General features: G+C 69.5%; 21 protein-coding genes. 14 read left to right on the top strand and 7 right to left on the bottom strand.

What is annotated here, in order from left to right:
• Nucleotides 1–4 precede the first annotated feature (4 nt).
• The 10 genes from AB0I43_RS40165 (at nt 5) to AB0I43_RS40120 (ending at nt 8,012) form a co-directional block, all read left to right on the top strand.
• Complete coding sequence (locus AB0I43_RS40165; RefSeq protein WP_357434106.1) at nt 5–1,240, top strand: M23 family metallopeptidase; 1,236 nt, start codon at nt 5–7, stop codon at nt 1,238–1,240.
• Nucleotides 1,241–1,251: 11 nt separating this feature from the next.
• On the top strand, nt 1,252–1,800 hold the full coding sequence (locus AB0I43_RS40160) for a hypothetical protein (RefSeq protein ID WP_357434104.1): 549 nt from the start codon (nt 1,252–1,254) through the stop codon (nt 1,798–1,800).
• A gap of 14 nt (nt 1,801–1,814) precedes the next feature.
• The gene (locus AB0I43_RS40155) at nt 1,815–2,279 is read left to right on the top strand and encodes a hypothetical protein (protein ID WP_357434102.1); all 465 of its coding nucleotides are present in this window, start codon (nt 1,815–1,817) and stop codon (nt 2,277–2,279) included.
• A 41-nt stretch (nt 2,280–2,320) separates the two neighbouring features.
• Nucleotides 2,321–2,614, top strand: coding sequence for a hypothetical protein (locus AB0I43_RS40150; RefSeq protein WP_357434100.1), 294 nt, complete (start codon nt 2,321–2,323; stop codon nt 2,612–2,614).
• 156 nt (nt 2,615–2,770) lie between these two features.
• The gene (locus tag AB0I43_RS40145; protein ID WP_357434099.1) at nt 2,771–4,597 is read left to right on the top strand and encodes a hypothetical protein; all 1,827 of its coding nucleotides are present in this window, start codon (nt 2,771–2,773) and stop codon (nt 4,595–4,597) included.
• A gap of 62 nt (nt 4,598–4,659) precedes the next feature.
• The gene (locus AB0I43_RS40140) at nt 4,660–5,394 is read left to right on the top strand and encodes a hypothetical protein (RefSeq protein WP_357434097.1); all 735 of its coding nucleotides are present in this window, start codon (nt 4,660–4,662) and stop codon (nt 5,392–5,394) included.
• A 40-nt stretch (nt 5,395–5,434) separates the two neighbouring features.
• Nucleotides 5,435–6,256 (top strand): CopG family transcriptional regulator, encoded by an 822-nt coding sequence (locus AB0I43_RS40135; RefSeq protein ID WP_357434095.1) that lies wholly within the window; start codon nt 5,435–5,437, stop codon nt 6,254–6,256.
• A gap of 94 nt (nt 6,257–6,350) precedes the next feature.
• Nucleotides 6,351–6,755, top strand: a complete 405-nt coding sequence (locus AB0I43_RS40130; protein WP_357434093.1) for a hypothetical protein — start codon at nt 6,351–6,353, stop codon at nt 6,753–6,755.
• Nucleotides 6,756–6,896: 141 nt separating this feature from the next.
• Nucleotides 6,897–7,298 carry a hypothetical protein gene (locus tag AB0I43_RS40125; protein ID WP_357434091.1) on the top strand — a complete coding sequence of 134 codons (402 nt, stop codon included), beginning with the start codon at nt 6,897–6,899 and terminating at the stop codon, nt 7,296–7,298.
• A gap of 12 nt (nt 7,299–7,310) precedes the next feature.
• Complete coding sequence (locus AB0I43_RS40120) at nt 7,311–8,012, top strand: hypothetical protein (protein ID WP_357434090.1); 702 nt, start codon at nt 7,311–7,313, stop codon at nt 8,010–8,012.
• A gap of 38 nt (nt 8,013–8,050) precedes the next feature.
• On the opposite strand, the gene AB0I43_RS40115 is transcribed toward AB0I43_RS40120, so the two are convergent.
• Together AB0I43_RS40115 and AB0I43_RS40110 are read right to left on the bottom strand one after the other, a co-directional pair.
• Nucleotides 8,051–8,350, bottom strand: a complete 300-nt coding sequence (locus AB0I43_RS40115; protein ID WP_357434088.1) for a hypothetical protein — start codon at nt 8,348–8,350, stop codon at nt 8,051–8,053.
• 515 nt (nt 8,351–8,865) lie between these two features.
• Nucleotides 8,866–9,009 (bottom strand): hypothetical protein, encoded by a 144-nt coding sequence (locus AB0I43_RS40110; RefSeq protein WP_357434086.1) that lies wholly within the window; start codon nt 9,007–9,009, stop codon nt 8,866–8,868.
• Nucleotides 9,010–9,507: 498 nt separating this feature from the next.
• On the opposite strand from AB0I43_RS40110, the gene AB0I43_RS40105 reads away from it, so the two are divergent.
• Entirely contained in the window at nt 9,508–10,140 is a 633-nt protein-coding gene (locus tag AB0I43_RS40105) for a hypothetical protein (RefSeq protein ID WP_357434084.1), read from the top strand.
• Between the two features lie 71 nt (nt 10,141–10,211).
• On the opposite strand, the gene AB0I43_RS40100 is transcribed toward AB0I43_RS40105, so the two are convergent.
• Nucleotides 10,212–10,547 (bottom strand): hypothetical protein, encoded by a 336-nt coding sequence (locus AB0I43_RS40100; RefSeq protein ID WP_357434082.1) that lies wholly within the window; start codon nt 10,545–10,547, stop codon nt 10,212–10,214.
• A 183-nt stretch (nt 10,548–10,730) separates the two neighbouring features.
• Here AB0I43_RS40100 and AB0I43_RS40095 point away from each other — a divergent pair, with 183 nt between their 5' ends.
• Nucleotides 10,731–11,012, top strand: a complete 282-nt coding sequence (locus AB0I43_RS40095) for a hypothetical protein (RefSeq protein WP_357434080.1) — start codon at nt 10,731–10,733, stop codon at nt 11,010–11,012.
• A complete protein-coding gene (locus AB0I43_RS40090) occupies nt 11,009–11,386 on the top strand; it encodes a hypothetical protein (RefSeq protein WP_357434078.1) in 378 nt (125 codons plus the stop codon). Before AB0I43_RS40095 ends, AB0I43_RS40090 begins: the two co-directional genes overlap by 4 nt.
• Before the next feature lie 53 nt (nt 11,387–11,439).
• Here AB0I43_RS40090 and AB0I43_RS40085 read toward each other — a convergent pair whose 3' ends face one another.
• From AB0I43_RS40085 to AB0I43_RS40070, 4 genes are all read right to left on the bottom strand, one after another.
• Complete coding sequence (locus tag AB0I43_RS40085; protein ID WP_357434077.1) at nt 11,440–11,640, bottom strand: hypothetical protein; 201 nt, start codon at nt 11,638–11,640, stop codon at nt 11,440–11,442.
• A 33-nt stretch (nt 11,641–11,673) separates the two neighbouring features.
• Nucleotides 11,674–12,120, bottom strand: coding sequence for a hypothetical protein (locus tag AB0I43_RS40080; protein WP_357434075.1), 447 nt, complete (start codon nt 12,118–12,120; stop codon nt 11,674–11,676).
• A 131-nt stretch (nt 12,121–12,251) separates the two neighbouring features.
• Nucleotides 12,252–12,716: a hypothetical protein gene (locus AB0I43_RS40075; protein WP_357434073.1), complete on the bottom strand. Its 465-nt coding sequence runs from the start codon at nt 12,714–12,716 to the stop codon at nt 12,252–12,254.
• Nucleotides 12,717–12,901: 185 nt separating this feature from the next.
• Nucleotides 12,902–13,708 (bottom strand): hypothetical protein, encoded by an 807-nt coding sequence (locus AB0I43_RS40070; protein WP_357434071.1) that lies wholly within the window; start codon nt 13,706–13,708, stop codon nt 12,902–12,904.
• A gap of 193 nt (nt 13,709–13,901) precedes the next feature.
• Between AB0I43_RS40070 and AB0I43_RS40065 the strand changes: the two genes are divergently transcribed.
• Complete coding sequence (locus AB0I43_RS40065) at nt 13,902–14,162, top strand: hypothetical protein (protein ID WP_357434069.1); 261 nt, start codon at nt 13,902–13,904, stop codon at nt 14,160–14,162.
• Nucleotides 14,163–14,660: the final 498 nt, after the last annotated feature.

Here is a 14,660-nt window from a genome sequence, read left to right as displayed (position 1 = left end):
GCAGGTGAGCCCGGCCGCGCTGCGCACCACCTTGGCCGCTGTGGCCTCGGTGGTGCTCGGCCTGCCGATCCTGCTGATCGTCATGATGCTCGGCGAGGACGAAATCCGGTGCGCGCCGATCACCCCCGCCGGCCCAGCCGCTCCGGCCGCGTCACCGGCTCCGGCCGGATCGCGGGTGTGGCCGATGGCGGCGGGAACGTTCACGATCTCGGATGTCTTCGGGTCGCGCGGCGGGGACCACCAGGGCGTGGACATGGCCGCCGCCGAGGACACCCCGATCTATGCCGCCGCCGATGGCGTCGTCGCCGAGGCCGGCCCGGCCTCGGGATTCGGGCAGTGGATCGTGCTCGCCCACAACATCGACGGCCAGGTGGTCGGCACCGTCTACGGGCACATGTACACCTCCGGCGTGCTGGTGGCCGCCGGTGACGCCGTGCGCGCGGGCCAGCAGATCGCCCTGGCCGGATCCAACGGTCAATCCACCGGCACGCACTTGCATTTCGAGGTCTGGCCCGGCGGCCGGTACGGCGGCCAGCGCCCGATCGACCCGATGGGGTGGCTCGAGGGTGCCGGCCAGCCCGGCACCCCGAGCGGCCCCGCGCCCACCACCACACCGCCGCCGGTCACCGCCGCCCCCGACCCGGCCGCTGACCCCGGCGCCACCGCGAGCAGTCCGCCGCCGGTTGCCGCGCCCCCGGCCACCTGCCTGCCGGGAACCACCATGACACCCGGCGGTGGCGGGGTGGACGACCTGGCCGAGGGCACGGTGCCCGCGGAGTATGAGCAGTGGTACCGCCGCGCCGGTCAGCTGTGCCCGCAGATCTCGGCGGCGCTGCTGGCCTCCCAGGGCAAAGCCGAGAGCGGCTTCAACCCCGATGCGGTCAGTTCCGCCGGCGCGCAAGGGATCGCGCAGTTCATGCCCGGCACCTGGCCCGGCTACGGCGAAGACTCCGATGGCAACGGCCGGACCAGCCCGTTCGACCCAGGCGACGCGATCATGGCCCAGGGCAAGTACATGTGCCGGATCGCGGCCACGGTGGACGGCTGGATCAGCGACGGATCGGTGCGCGACAGCGGCGACCGCCGCGAGCTGTACCTGGCCGCCTACAACGCCGGAGAGGGCGCGGTGCTGCGCTCGGGTGGCTTCCCCACCGGCTCACCCGATTACGAGATCCAGACCCGCCCCTACGTCGACAAGATCCTTGCCGGCACCGCCGCGTTCTCGAAAACCCTGAGCTGAGGAGCAAGCCTATGCAGACCACACGAGCCCGCGGCCTCTGGCTGGCTCTCGGCGCGGCCGCGATCATCGTGGCCGGTGTGCTGGCGTTCGCGCTCACCACCGGCGGCTCCGAGGAGCATTCCCACGGCACCGACCACGGCCCCCTCGGACCGACACCCGAGAGCGCCGAGGCGGGCGCGGCCGCGAAATACGCGCTCACCGCCATGTTCTCCTGGCAGCCAGCCACCGACGCCAGCCCCGGCGCGGGCCTGACCCGAGCCGCGCCCTGGCTGACCGGGCACCTGGCCGCCGAGGCCGCCGCACCACCGGCCACCGGCATCCGGCCCCTGGCCGAATGGGCGGGCTGGCGCGCGGCCGGCGACATCGTGACCGCGCTGGTCACCGTCACCGCCACCAGCCCACCGACCGGCGGGCAGGCCACCGCCGCCGCGCAGGTGCGCCAGCTGGTGCAGCACCGCGACAACACCACCAGCACGCCCTGGCGGGACTTGACCGTCACCGCCACGCTGACCGAAACCCCCGAAGGCTGGCGGCTGTCCAGCTACACCGTGACCGGCTGACCAAGGAGAACAAGATGAGCATCGTTCCGATCTGGGTATGGGTGGGCCTACTCGCCGGCGCCCTGGCCTGGGTGGTGGTGGACCGGCTGGGTTTCGGCGTCACCTACTGGGCGACCCGAGACCCGCTGCGCCGGAGCGCGATCCGCGAGGCCGCCCGCATCCGGCGCACCTGGCCCCGCACCGCCCACGCCCTGGGCCTGGCCCACACCGTCACCACCACCGATCGGCGCGGGCGCGGGCCCGCCACCACGAAGGTGCTCATTCCGCCGATGGTCGGAATCCGCGTCGACCAGGCCGGAATCACGATGGAATTCGCCACCGTGCTCGGCATCGGCGCCGACGATTTCAGCCGCCAGGCCACCCATCTCGCCAACGCCTGGAAGGTCGCGGAGGTGGTGGTGCGCCAATCCACGCCCGGCCGCGTCCAGGTCCGCACACCGCGCCCCGCGCAGATCACCACCTACAGCGTCAAGCCGTAAGCCGCACCACCCCGAGCACCACCAGAACGACGGAGATCGACATGAGCAAGCCCACCGCCGAGCAGATCCGCGCATTGATCGGCAAGTACGCCGATTCCGTTGCGCTGGAACGCTATCTGGAAGATCCCGCCGCGTGCCTGGCCGAATGGGAGGAGCTGACTCGTCAGCCCATCGTCCCGACGTGGGGCCCGGCCTGCGGCACCGCGCTGGAACTGGGTATCGAGTTCCCCGCGCTGCTGGCCGCGCTGGCCTATGAGCTGTACACCCGCGACACCGCCGATTACGCGCTGTCCCGGATTCTTCCGGAGGGCGCGGGAGCCGACTGGCGGCGCTAGCGCCTGCTGCTGGCCACGGCTCCGAAGTACGACTGAACGACTAGGCGATAATACGACTGGTCGTGTTATACTCGCGGAGAGCTGCCGAGCCCCGCTCGCGCCGCGCACCTCGGACCAGGCCAGCATGGTGGGCACGACCTACAGGAGGCGGGATAGATGACACGACCGCATCGCGCGCAAACCCCGGCCGATCAGGTCGCGGTGATCATCGCCCCGCACGGTGTCTGGCTGCCCTCCAGTCCGCCGTTCGGCGCCGGCGGTGAGCCGCTGATGGGGCCGGTCGCCTCGGTCGATCACCTCGGCCAGGGCCTGACCTGGCTGACCGAGCACGGCTATCTGCAAACTCACGGCACGATCGCCCAAGCCTGGGTGCTGGGCACGGACGCGGTGGACGCGCTGGGCTGGCTGGTCGACCCCGGCCAGCAGGCCAAGGGCGTGACCATGCGCCAGCTCCAGGACCAGACCCGCGAGCGCCTGGCCGAGGCGGTGCAGGCCGCGCTGCCCACCCTCGAGGCGCGCGGCTGGACGCTGCGCAGCGGCTGGGAGACCGGCGGCTATCGCGTACGGCTGGAACGGCTCCCGGTCGGCCCGCGCTCACGCCCGCGAGGCCGCGGCGCGCCCGCCGAGCGCAAGGTGCGCGTGGACGTGGTGCTCGAGCCCTTCGCCTGGACCACCGGCGGCTCGGTGCACGACGCCGACGAGCGCGAAATGCTCGGCCTGCTCGGCGGAGAGGCCAACGGCACCGGCCTGCCCGACACCGAGACCGACCCGGACGCCGCCCGGGTGGAGCTCGGCCGCCGGATGAGCTGGTGTGTGCAGCATCTGAGCATGCTGCCCGGGGTGACCGGTTCCGCGACCGGTGCCGCGATCGCCGAACGGATCTGGCGCGCCGCCGAGGACCGCAACGCCGAGATCCAGGCCAAGCTGGACGCGGGCAAGACCACCAAGGAAGCGCCCTCGGTGTTCCCGACCAGCCCCGGCGGCCTGCCTCCGCTGACCGAGCCGCCCCCCGGCGACATCGAACCGCTGGTGTCCTGGGCGCGACTGCCCGACCACGCGGAGATCGAGCGCGCCGACCGGATCGTGATCGCCGATCAGCGCGCCGCCCACCTGGCCGGTGGCGGCGCGAAACTGGCGCTCGGGCACCCGGTCCCGGTCGCGCCCGCGGACTTGGACGCGGTGCTGTGGTTCTCCGGAGAGGACAAGCCCGCGCGCTGGCCGTGCGGGCTGTGGCGGGTGGTGCTGCCGCCCCCGGCCGAGGTGCCCGGCTGGGATGTTCTGCCGCCGCTGCATCAAACCTGGTGGGAGACAGGCCAAGCCGACCCGCAGGCATATCCGGCGGTGTGGGTGACCACCGAGACCCTGGCCGCCTTGGCGGCCGACCCGGACAAGGGCGGGCTGGGCTTGGCGTGGTGCCGCGATCATGTGCCGATCCTGGAGGGCATCACCTACCCCGAGGCCGGCCCGGCGCTCAAGCCGTGGCAGTCGCTGATGTCGGCGGCCTACCGCGCCGCCGTCGCCGAGGGCGACCGCGCGATGAAAGCGCTGACCGGGGACATCTACAAGGGCTATTTCGGTCGCTGGGCACAGACTCCAGACCAATGGGGTCAGTACCGTGCCCGGCACAGCCAGCGCATTTGGTACAACCAGATTCACGCGCTCACCACGGCCAGGACGCGCCGCAAGGCCGCCGACGCGGCCGCGCGCACCGAGGCCGCCGGATACGGGCCGGTGTACCCGGTGCGCGCCAACACCGACGACTGCACGTACCTGGTGCCGACCGGAATGGACGCCGCGCTGCTGGCCGACGACGATTCGGACGGCAAGTTCTACCTGGGCCGTACCGTCATCAAGCACCAGATCCCCATCACCGAAACCGGCCGCGCCGCGCTGCTCGCCGCTACCACCGCCAAGGAGTTCGCCGCCGCCGTCGACGCCGCCTTCACCGAAACGGCCCAGGCCCGCGCGGCGGTGAGCGCCTGATGGCCCAATACCGGCCCCGCCCAGCCGCACCCGGGGACGAACCCTCTCCCAAGCCGGTGCCGGTGAAAATCGACGGCTGGCGCCATCACGTCTCCGACGAGGCCGCCGCCTCCCTGGCCTCGGCGGCGGAGGGCTCGGACTCGGCGGGCCTGACCGAGCTGGCCGCGCTCCAAGACGAGGTGAGCGTGCGCGAGGCCCAGGAACTGCTGGGCCGTAAAGGCATCGTGGCCGCCTCCCACGACGCCGGAGCCCCGCGCGCGGCGTCCTCGGTCAGCCGCTGGTCCAAACAGGGCCGTATCCCCGACGACCGCACCTACGAGTTGACCCAGCGCCGCGCGTTCGTCGCCCGCCTCGGCGGTGTCAAGAACGCCGCCGACGCGCTGGGTACCTCGGCGGCCTCGGTCTCGTCCTGGCAGAGCGGTAAGACCGAAGGGTTCCGGGGCACTACCACCCGTGCGTTCCAGCGCGCCCAGCTGCACGACGCCCGCGACCGCGCCGGGCAGCGCCCGATCCGCGGCGCGCGGATCTCGGTGTCCACGCTGGTGGAGTACCGCAGTGCCTACGGTGGCGGGGGCATCGTCTCCCAGGAGTACCGGGGTTCGCGGACCTTCTCGCTGCACCTGGATGCCGCAGGCGCCGAGGATCTGGCCGTGGCGCTGCGCACCGGCGACCACCCGCGCGCCACCGCACTTGTAGAGGCCGGCCTCACTGCGGATTTCGGCACCTTTGCCGACTACTCCGATGCCGCCGGTGTCCACCTGCTTGAGGTGGACGTGCTCGATATCGACTGGTCCTGAGAGACACCTGCACGCGCTCCCCTGAGTCAGGTTTTCGATATTGCTTACCTATGCGCCAGCGGCTAGGGTAAGCGATATCGAAAACCTATTAGCGATTGGGAGTGTGGCGATGAACGAGGCAGTGGATCTGTGGGTGCGGGGCAGGAACGCCAATCGGCAGTGGTGTGAGCGCAGATTGACCGGCGACACTATCGAGAGCGCGGTGCGAGAAGCGGCGCCCTGGTTCACCGCTTCCGAGCTCGCCCTGGGCCATCCCGGCGGATTCTCGGTCACCGATGTCACGGTGACCGATGAAGGCAAAGCCACCGACTGGTACCTGCGGGTCGTGATCACCACCGAGGAAACGGGCACCTTCGGCGATATGCAGCCCGGTCGGCAGCGCCGCACCACCCTGGAGGGCAGGCACACCGTGCCTCCGATCCGCCGGACCTGGACGATCAAGCGCCACGGATCCGAGGGCGGGGAGGCCGAGATGCGCAGCCACACCACCGATCCCGCGAAAGCGGTGCTCGAAAACGCTGCTCACCTGCGCGAGCAGGGGTTGCTGCCGGGCGAGTACCGACCGAACGCGACACCGTATTCGGGCACGAGCATCCGCGCCCTCGGCGGTGGGGCGCATCTGGTCGGGATCTACACCTGGATCGACGGCGCGGCCACAGCCCACGAATTCGAGGTTCGCGCCGTTCTGGATCGCGGCGGCCGGCCCTCGGTCGACGGCGAGCCGGGCCGGACCAAAACAGTGCCGATCGCGCTGGGTACGGACCTGACCAGCCGAGCTGACGCCACGGCAGAAGCAGAGGGTATCTCCCGGGCCGAGCTGGTGCGCCGCGCAGTCAGGGCCTACATCGACGCTCGGACGTAGCGTGATCCGCACTGCCCCTGAGCGCAGAGCCAATCCGGGGTGCACATGCTTGAGGTAGACGTACTCGATATCGACTGGTCCTGAAGGGGATACCGTGACGCATCTGTGGGAGTTCGACCATCCGTACTACAGCTTTCAGGGCCACAGGCATGTGTCCCCAGCCAAGGGCGGCAACCACGAGAAATTCGCCTCGTGGGCCGAGTTCGCCGAATCGAGCCGCAGTGACGACCTGGACCAGAACCTGCTGGTGCGCTGGGACTGGCTCAAGCCCGATCCCCAATGGGCCGAGCCAGGGGAGACCGACGAGCTGGCGCTGTTCTATGTGCTGCAACGCCTGGGCGACTACTGGTCGGTGGCGGTGGAGGTGACCGAAGACGACGAACCCGCCGTACGGGAATGGCTGGCCCGCCGGGCGCACCATCTCCGGCAGATCTGGGCTCCACTGCTGGACGAATCTCGGGTGGGCGGCAGCGTGCCATCGTCTTCCTCAGCTGTGTGACGCCGAAATGGTGTCGCGCGCAATTGCCACCGGCCACGGTCGGGACTGCCGGAGCAGACCCCAAAAAACTTTACACTCATCTATGTGAGATGTAATGTTATCTGTATTCGGTTTGGCTGCTACGACTTTCGGGAGCTTCCCGTGACAATCACCCTTCCCTCTATCACCACCCCTGCGCGGCGCATGGTCCGCACCGCGCACACCTACAGCCGCGGCTGGCGAGTGTTCTTCGACGGCGACGGCCAGGAGGTCGTGGCGATCTACGACCCCGAAAATCGGTCGATCGGCCCGCAGGGCGACAGCTACGCCGTGGAGGTCAGCAATCCGCCAGCCCTGACCCAGCGCCGCGCCCAGGACGAGCTGGATGCGCTGGCCCAGGCCGATGTCCTCTACCCAGGCAACCGGGTTGCCGCACGGCGTTTCGCGGGCGATCTGCTGGCGATGTGGCGTGCCGATGATGGCGTCGACGGGGACAGCGAGCCTCGGGAGCGCACCAGCGCGCGCCAGCTCTACGCGCTGAACCAGCAGATCCAGAACGTCTAGGAGATCGCCACGATGTCCGAGACCAGCACTCGGCGCACCAGCTTGGCCTGTGCGATCGAATCCGCGCCCGCTTCGGTGTCGCCGCTCTACAGCGGCGAATGGACCTCGCTGCTGAATGCGACTCTCAGTCGCCTGGACCCCGATGTCGTCGGTCAGCCGTACCCGAACCTCCAGCGGCCCCGCCCGACCGAGGCCGCGCGCTTGGCCGCTCACGCGATTCGGCTGCATCAACGCCGCCACGGCGACAACCGGGCTGCGTGGGCCCTGAGTGAACCCAGCATCGGGCACGCGATTTCCAGCAGTGACAACGACATTCGATTTCCCGAGGGGCTGCTGCTGTTGCGTCTTCTGCCAGGCTTGGATCATGCAGAAGCCGAACCGTTCCGGTTGATCGGGAAGTGGCTGACCGCTGAGCCGGGCGACGAAGCGAGCTCCGGCCATCTCGTGCGCTGGTTGCGCATGCAGTGGCCGCAGTTCGAGCCTGAGCTGGGGCAAGCGTGGTGGGTGATGCACGGTGACCAGCTCATCGCCGAACTGGCCGAGGGGTCGGAAGCCAAGCCAGGCCGCCCTGCCAGTGCCGAGGAGCTCGAGCGCGGGCGGCTGCGGGCGGCGGTGTGCCAGCGCTGGACGGCGGGCGAGATCGCAAAGACTCGCCTGGCAGCCTTGGCGAAGGTCTCCCGGCCCACCCTGGATGCGTGGTTGTCCAGCAGCTAAGTGGATCTGGTTGCCTTGCAATTCAGTCGGCCCATGGATCACGAGGGCTCCAGTGGAGGCCGCGGCGACCCGGGGGCGCCCCGCCATCCAGCCAAGGCGTCGCGGCCGCGTCCACGAAGGCCGGCGGGCAGCGGCGCGAGTGCGATCCGCGCCGAGGCCAGCGCCGCGATCAGCAGGGCCGCCGCCTGGTGCCCAGGCGTTGCGGGATCGATGTGCTGGTCGACCAGGACCAGGATCGTGATCAGCACCGCCGCCCTGGCGATCTCGGCGACCCAGTTCGGTGCCGGATCCGGACGCTGATCGGTGCGGACCACGTGCATTCCGTTGCGGGCGGTCATAGCGCGCCCCCAGGGGCGCTGATGTGCGATTTCTGCATGTCGGGACCATAAAAGGGTGGTTCTCCACCCTGGTCTCGCCGAGTTCGGAGGGGCTGCGGCAGGTTCATGGGCCGAAACCTAAGGCCACACCATGACGCTGGGCGCAGGCCGTTGCCCGGCAGAATTTCACCGCCGCCGCTGTAGCAGGGGGTTTCTCCACCAGGCGTGCAAAAATCGAAATTGTGTTCGATGAATCTTGGCGGCCGGTGTACGTCCTGGACGGCCGAGAGGTCCAGCCGGGCCGGCTGTACCGGGTCCGGGGCGGCTACGCCGAGCCTGCCCCGGCCGCGTGCCCGCGCGGGCACGAACTGGGGCCGGGGCAGGTTCTCGTAGGCGCTCAGGCGTGCCAAGCCGAGCATGGGAGCCATCGCCTGCATACCTGCATCGAGTGCGGCTACGTCATCCGTACGCCGCCGGCCACCGACGATTGCCGCCGGTTCGAGGTTGGTGAAAGGTAGGCCGGCGCCGAGTGGAACTCAGCGCTTGCAGCAGTAGCGCAGATCTTCGCAGCGCTGCTTGCAGTCGTCGCTGAGGATGTCCCACGGCCAGGCTCCGGCGGTGGCGGTGGTGGCGCTCAGCGCCGCCAGGGTCAGGGCCGTGGCCACGAGCAGCTTTTTCATGGTTCCTCCCAGGTCGCGTAATCGGCTGTGGTGTCGAGTGGTCGACCGCCGCCAGGCCCGCCGGAGTGCGCGCGGTGATGCGGCGGGTGCAGTAAGTGCGGAGGGTGCGCGATCGGGGCTCGGTGGCAGGTGGGCCAGGGAGCGGCGCGCGGTGAGAGGCGGCCCTGGGCCAGGCAGCGAAAGGGCTGCATAGCGGGCGTGGTGCCGGGAGGGCTACAGGCAGCGAGATGGGCTGTGTAGCAGGCACGTCGGGTGTTGCGGGGGGAATGCTACGGGGTCGGGCCGTTCCCGGCGGTGCGGGGCTCGCACGCTCGGCCGGATCGCGTGGCGCGACACACCGACACACGCTAAATCGTAGACACGATTGCACGATTAAGCGTATGGTGGGTCTCGCGTCACCGGAACCCCCGAGGACGCGGACCCGAAACAGAAGGGGGGACCGGGCATCTCATATATGCCCGGTCCCCGCCTTCCAACCTTTCAGGAAGGGACCACCCGATGGCAAATCACACCGCGACGCTGCTCAACCAGGAGACCGCGCTGGCTGAACTGGTCGACCGTTCGAACCTGACCGGCGACAAAGTGGCCGAGCTCCTGCACGCCCTCGGCGAGCAGGCGCCCTATCTGCTGGACTGCTACGTCATCATCTGCCCCGGTGGACGCCTCTATGACGACGGCGACGCGCCCGCGGACTCCCTGGAGCTGCTGCGGCCGGTGCTCTACAGCCAGTCCGACGCCGCCCGCGATCTGGAGCGCCTCGAGCGGGACACGGCCGCGCTGGGCCTGATCGGCTGGCACGGGCAGATCGCGCGCCTGGGCGATCTGGCCAGCGTCACCGGCCCGGCCGACCTCCCCGACCGTTGCGTGCGTCGCGGTCCCGCGTCGGATTTCGCCGCGCCGCACCCCGAGGGCCGCCAGGAATGGGCCATCGCGTTGCCCGGCGGCCAGCTCTACCGCGACAGCGACGCGGTGTACGCGGGGATGCCGCACCGGATCTACGACACCATCGAAGAGGCCCAGGAAACCGTCAAGGTGCTGCGCGCCGAGATGGACCGCCGCGCAATCACCGACTACACGCCGGTGATCCTGTCCCGCACGGTGACCACCAGCGCCACGATCTGGGCCGGATAGCGCGTCCAGTTCACTGGATTCGGATGGCGTGTGTGGCCCCCGGCCGCGCACGCCATCCGGCAGTCGAAGCTCTACGCGATCTGCACCCGGTGATGGCAGCTGTGGCACCACCAGACCGATTCGCCACGCATCCGTGCCGCGTGCATCATCTCCCCGCACTCCGGACAGAACGGCGGCGGATCGGCCGCCCACAGGTCGATTGCGTCGACCAGCTGGCGGCGCTCGCCCTCCGCGCTGAACAGCTCCACCGAGCGATCCAGAACCACGACGCGCGCCCGATGGTCGAGGCTCAGCGCCCAAGTGCGCGCCGCCTCGGTCAGCTCCTCCAGATCGTTGGAAGACAGGCGGGTGACGAAGACGCCCGAGCCGGGCACGGTGACGTGCTGTTCCACCTGGAATCGGGCCATCGATCGCACCTCCTCCGTTGCCCTCGGTCCGAGGCCGGCGCACCTGCGCTGCGCGAGCATGTAGCAGTGGCCGGGAAATATTTCATGTCCACACCTACACCACGGCCGGTCAGGCGGAAAGCCTGGTCAGGGGGCCTTGATTCCCTGCCATCCGGAGGTGCGACAAAGGTAGGATAGTCGGCTATGAGCACTCGAAAGGTCAGCCTCTCCCTGCCCGCCGATCTCCTGGACCGCGCCGAGGCCGCCGTGGAGGCCGGCCAGGCCCGCTCGGTCAGCGCCTACATCACCGCCGCCGCCGGGTGCGGCGAGCACCGCACCACGATCAGCGCCATGCTCGAGCGTTGGGGAGCCGAGCACGGCACCGGCACCGCCGCCGAGCGAACCGCCGCCGAGGCTCGGGTGCGTGAGCACTTCGCCCGCGCCGATGCCCGCCTGGCCCAGCGCCGCGCCCCCGGCGCCGCGTGAGGCCCACCGCCGCAGGCACCATCCTGGACGCCTCCGCCCTGGTCGCCCTGCCGCGCAGTCTCTACGCCCGCACGCTTGTCGATGTCAGCGTGCGCGAAGGCCGGCCGCTGATCATTCCTGCGGCCGCGCTCTACACCGCCGCCCTGGCCGGGGCCGACCCGGCCGATTTCGACGCCGCGGACTGGGCGATCACCCCGGTCACGGCCACGATCGTCGCCGGACTGGTCATGATCACCCAAACCGCTACTGCCCCGGTCGGTCTCGATATCGCCCAGGTGGCCTGGGAAGCCGAGATCACGGGATTTCCGGTGCTGACCGACAACCCCGGCCCGTATGCCGGCCTCGCGGCCGGTCTGGACCTGGACGTGCTCTAACCCGCCTAGAAAGGCCCCGGAAGCCCTTGAGCTTCCGGGGCTTTCGCGATGAATCAGGTCAGGTCAGCGATTCCCCGCACCAGGGCGTCCAGCGCCTCGAAATCGCAGTCTTCGCGAAACTCCACGATCGGCGTGGTGCGCATCTCGCTCACGGCGGCCTCGTCCCGCGACTCCTCGGCCTCGGCCCTGGACTCCAGCACGACGACGTAGAACTCCTCGGCGCTCTCTTCATAGATGTAGGCGTAGCGGCTCATGATGATCTCCTCTGGGTAGTGGGCGGAAGGTTTTCAGGCGGCCTGGGGGAACACCGAGGCGACGGCGGCGGGGTCGGTGAGGTTCAGTTCCACAAGCTCGAGCAGGGCGCGCGGGCTGCGGTAGTAGGTGCCGTTCAGCGCGCCACCGAGGGCCACGATTCGGTAGTGCGAGCTGTTGCCGCCCGGGGTGCCGATCACGACGAAGAGCTGGCCTGCGCCGCGCTTGCGGACCACCGAGCCCAGATGCAGCGGCGGCGTGGACGTGGCGGCGGTCCGGGCGGTGGCCAGCTCGGCCTCGGTGGCTCGCCGCACGTAGTTCTTCGGTGCCCGGCACGACTGGCCCGCGCTGAGCGGGGCCAGGTCGATATTGACCTTGTGGACCTTGGTCACGGTGAAGACCGCGCCGCGCAGGTGGGCGGGTATGCCGGGGTAGTCGAGCACGACGTGCTCGCCGGTCTGATAGGTGGTTTCGGTGCTCATGGTGTGGGGGTAGTCCTTTCGGGTTGGTGGGGCGGCGGTGCCGCGTTCGCGGTTGCGGCACCGCCGCCCGGGGAGGCCTTGCCGGGCGCTGTCGCCCACCGCCCGGCAAGGCTGGTCTGAAGGGGGCCGGGCTACTGCTGGGTGGCCTTCTCGCGGATCCAGCGCGCCCTGGCGTTGCCCTGGATGTCCCAGCGCCGCTCGGGCGCGCAGCGCACGATGGAGGCGGCGGGGGAGTCGGGGTTGATCCGGGCGATCTCCAGCAGCTCATCCCAGTTCTGCACGGCGGCGCTCGTGCCGTAGACGGGCTGGCCGATCGACCCGGACCACGACGTGATCTCGCGATCCAGCAGCAGCCGCGCGCCGTAGAACTGCACGATGTCGCCGGTGCGCAGCGCGTCGGTGCCGACCGTTTCGCTGGTCACCATGCGGGCGCGGTCGGTGACCCGCCAGAAGGCGCTGCCCCACTTCTCGGTGTGGGCGTAGCAGGCGGGCAAGAACATCCCATCGCGGCCGTACAGGTGGTGGCTGGCCTCCACCGGCCCGGCGTAATGGCTAAACCCGCAGGTCTCGGAGGGGGTCAGCGTGGTGGTCTTCATGTCTGTCTCCTGTCGCCAAACTGGAGTGTTTCGATTACGAAGAAACGATAACACGACGGTACGACAGATCGTGTACACGATCATGGTGGCGTGTCGGTCCGCGCTCCGGAACGGTCACCGTGCCGCACACTCACATCGAAAGACTCACCCCCGCAATGCATTCCGGGGGTGAGTCGTAGGCGGGGTCAGTGCATGAAGTCCTCCAGGAACGACTCGGCGTTTTCGATCGGCTGATAGGACTCGGTGATCACCTCGGGCAGCGTGGCCTCCGGCCGATCGACCAGGACCGCCATGGCGTTGACGTGCAGGTTCAGCAGATCCTCGGCGTTGGAGTCCAGATCGAACCTGTCGGTGATCAGGTCGACGGCGGCATTCGCGGCCGCCAGATAGCGGTCCGGCAGGGCCTCCAGCGCTTCGGCGGCCGCGCGGGCGGTGGCGGCCAACTCGCATGCGGCCTCGTGCTCAGCGTCCCCACCGTCCCCAGCGTTGTGGAACGCGTCGGCATCCTCGGTCAGGGCTTGGGCCCAATCGCCGGCGGTAGTGAGGCCGGCGGCGGCCTGCTCGGCCACCATGGACACGCGCAGCGCCTCGGCCAGCACCTCGGCAGCTGCCAGCCGCGCGTGGTCGCTGGCGGCACTGTCGTAGCGGCGCAACGCATCGGCCAGGCGGCGGCCGTCGTACTCGGGGTCGATCAGGCACCCGTCCTCAGCGGACGGGGCGAAATCGACATCCGGATCCGCGGAGATGACGGCGCGGCCGGTGCGCTTGGGAGCCACACAGCTGAGCGCGACGTGGGCGGATTCCTCGACAGGAGAGTCGATTTCCTCGGCCCAGGGGTATTCGTGCGCGCCGCCGTTCATATGGGCGTCCAGCGCGGCGCGGGCGTCCTCGGCAGAGCGATGCAGCGGCAGGCGCACCTTGTAGGTGGCCGTCGCGTCGGTGTCGATGGTCCATTCGCGGGTGCCCTCGGGGATGGGGTGAGTAGTAGTCATGGGGTGGGTCTCCTGTCGCCAAACGGGATTGATGATGACGACACGCTAACACGCTCATACGACAAATCGTGTAATCGTGTTAGGTTGGCGATGTCGCCCCGAGTTGAGGCGGCGAGATGAAATCCCACATCACAGCGGGTTTCGGGCATCTCATATATGCCCGGCACCCGCCCCAACGAAAGGGGTGTAGTTGATGACAACGCCACAGCTTCCCGAGGGCCGGGAGTCCGCGCTGGCCGTGTTTACGGAGACCTTCGATTGCGGTTCCCTGGCGTTCGAGGTGGGACCCGCACTCACCTGCCTGGAAGCCGAAGCGCTGGCGGGCCTGCTGGGAGCCCTGGGCAGCGCGGCAGGCGCGGATGCCTGGATAGAAGGTCACGCGGCCAGTGACGACTGCGGGGATATGCATTGCCAATGCGAGGACTGCGTGCCGGAGGATGCCGGACAGCAGTAGGCAGTGCCCCTGGGGGCCGCCCGGCGGTTGGGTGGCCCCCAGGGGGAAGGCGATTCGTCGTGTACACGACGGATTTTATTCGCATCGACTAGATCTGTTGTGCCACAAGAGATTAGTAATAGTTCCGAAACTCAATCTGTTGCGCAGCAACAGATTTCATATTCGCCATATGCGCGCATCCCGCGAAGCGGGATGCTACTATGGAGGCATGAGCAATGATCAGGCAACCCGCCCCGCGAAGCGGGGTAGTGCCGCCTCCGCCGCCCGCAGGGTGACGGGCCAGGCGAAGCCTGTAGCACCAAACATGCTGGCGCAGACGCGCTTTAGCGCGTCGGAACTCGGCAACGTGAAGCAACCCCGCACGGTACGCCGCTTGCGGCGTACCCCAGGCGCGCGAAGCGCGCCGGTTCCGGGGCCAGGTCGCGGATCCGGGCGCCGACGCCGCCGCCGACCCGAGCCCGCACGGTGCCGCCGCGTTTGCTCGCGACCGCCGGGCGC

Source organism: Nocardia sp. NPDC050435, assembly GCF_040655395.1.
Classification (GTDB): Bacteria; Actinomycetota; Actinomycetes; order Mycobacteriales; family Mycobacteriaceae; genus Nocardia.
Note: the sequence above shows the minus strand (reverse complement) of the source record. Positions and strands in the feature narration are given on the sequence as shown.

Coding starts and splice junctions, on each gene's coding strand:
- AB0I43_RS40160 (WP_357434104.1), top strand. CDS start 1,252: ATGCAGACCACACGAGCCCGCGGCCTCTGGCTGGCTCTCGGCGCGGCC.
- AB0I43_RS40155 (WP_357434102.1), top strand. CDS start 1,815: ATGAGCATCGTTCCGATCTGGGTATGGGTGGGCCTACTCGCCGGCGCC.
- AB0I43_RS40150 (WP_357434100.1), top strand. CDS start 2,321: ATGAGCAAGCCCACCGCCGAGCAGATCCGCGCATTGATCGGCAAGTAC.
- AB0I43_RS40145 (WP_357434099.1), top strand. CDS start 2,771: ATGACACGACCGCATCGCGCGCAAACCCCGGCCGATCAGGTCGCGGTG.
- AB0I43_RS40120 (WP_357434090.1), top strand. CDS start 7,311: ATGTCCGAGACCAGCACTCGGCGCACCAGCTTGGCCTGTGCGATCGAA.
- AB0I43_RS40115 (WP_357434088.1), bottom strand. CDS start 8,350: ATGACCGCCCGCAACGGAATGCACGTGGTCCGCACCGATCAGCGTCCG.
- AB0I43_RS40110 (WP_357434086.1), bottom strand. CDS start 9,009: ATGAAAAAGCTGCTCGTGGCCACGGCCCTGACCCTGGCGGCGCTGAGC.
- AB0I43_RS40105 (WP_357434084.1), top strand. CDS start 9,508: ATGGCAAATCACACCGCGACGCTGCTCAACCAGGAGACCGCGCTGGCT.
- AB0I43_RS40100 (WP_357434082.1), bottom strand. CDS start 10,547: ATGGCCCGATTCCAGGTGGAACAGCACGTCACCGTGCCCGGCTCGGGC.
- AB0I43_RS40095 (WP_357434080.1), top strand. CDS start 10,731: ATGAGCACTCGAAAGGTCAGCCTCTCCCTGCCCGCCGATCTCCTGGAC.
- AB0I43_RS40085 (WP_357434077.1), bottom strand. CDS start 11,640: ATGAGCCGCTACGCCTACATCTATGAAGAGAGCGCCGAGGAGTTCTAC.
- AB0I43_RS40080 (WP_357434075.1), bottom strand. CDS start 12,120: ATGAGCACCGAAACCACCTATCAGACCGGCGAGCACGTCGTGCTCGAC.
- AB0I43_RS40075 (WP_357434073.1), bottom strand. CDS start 12,716: ATGAAGACCACCACGCTGACCCCCTCCGAGACCTGCGGGTTTAGCCAT.
- AB0I43_RS40070 (WP_357434071.1), bottom strand. CDS start 13,708: ATGACTACTACTCACCCCATCCCCGAGGGCACCCGCGAATGGACCATC.
- AB0I43_RS40065 (WP_357434069.1), top strand. CDS start 13,902: ATGACAACGCCACAGCTTCCCGAGGGCCGGGAGTCCGCGCTGGCCGTG.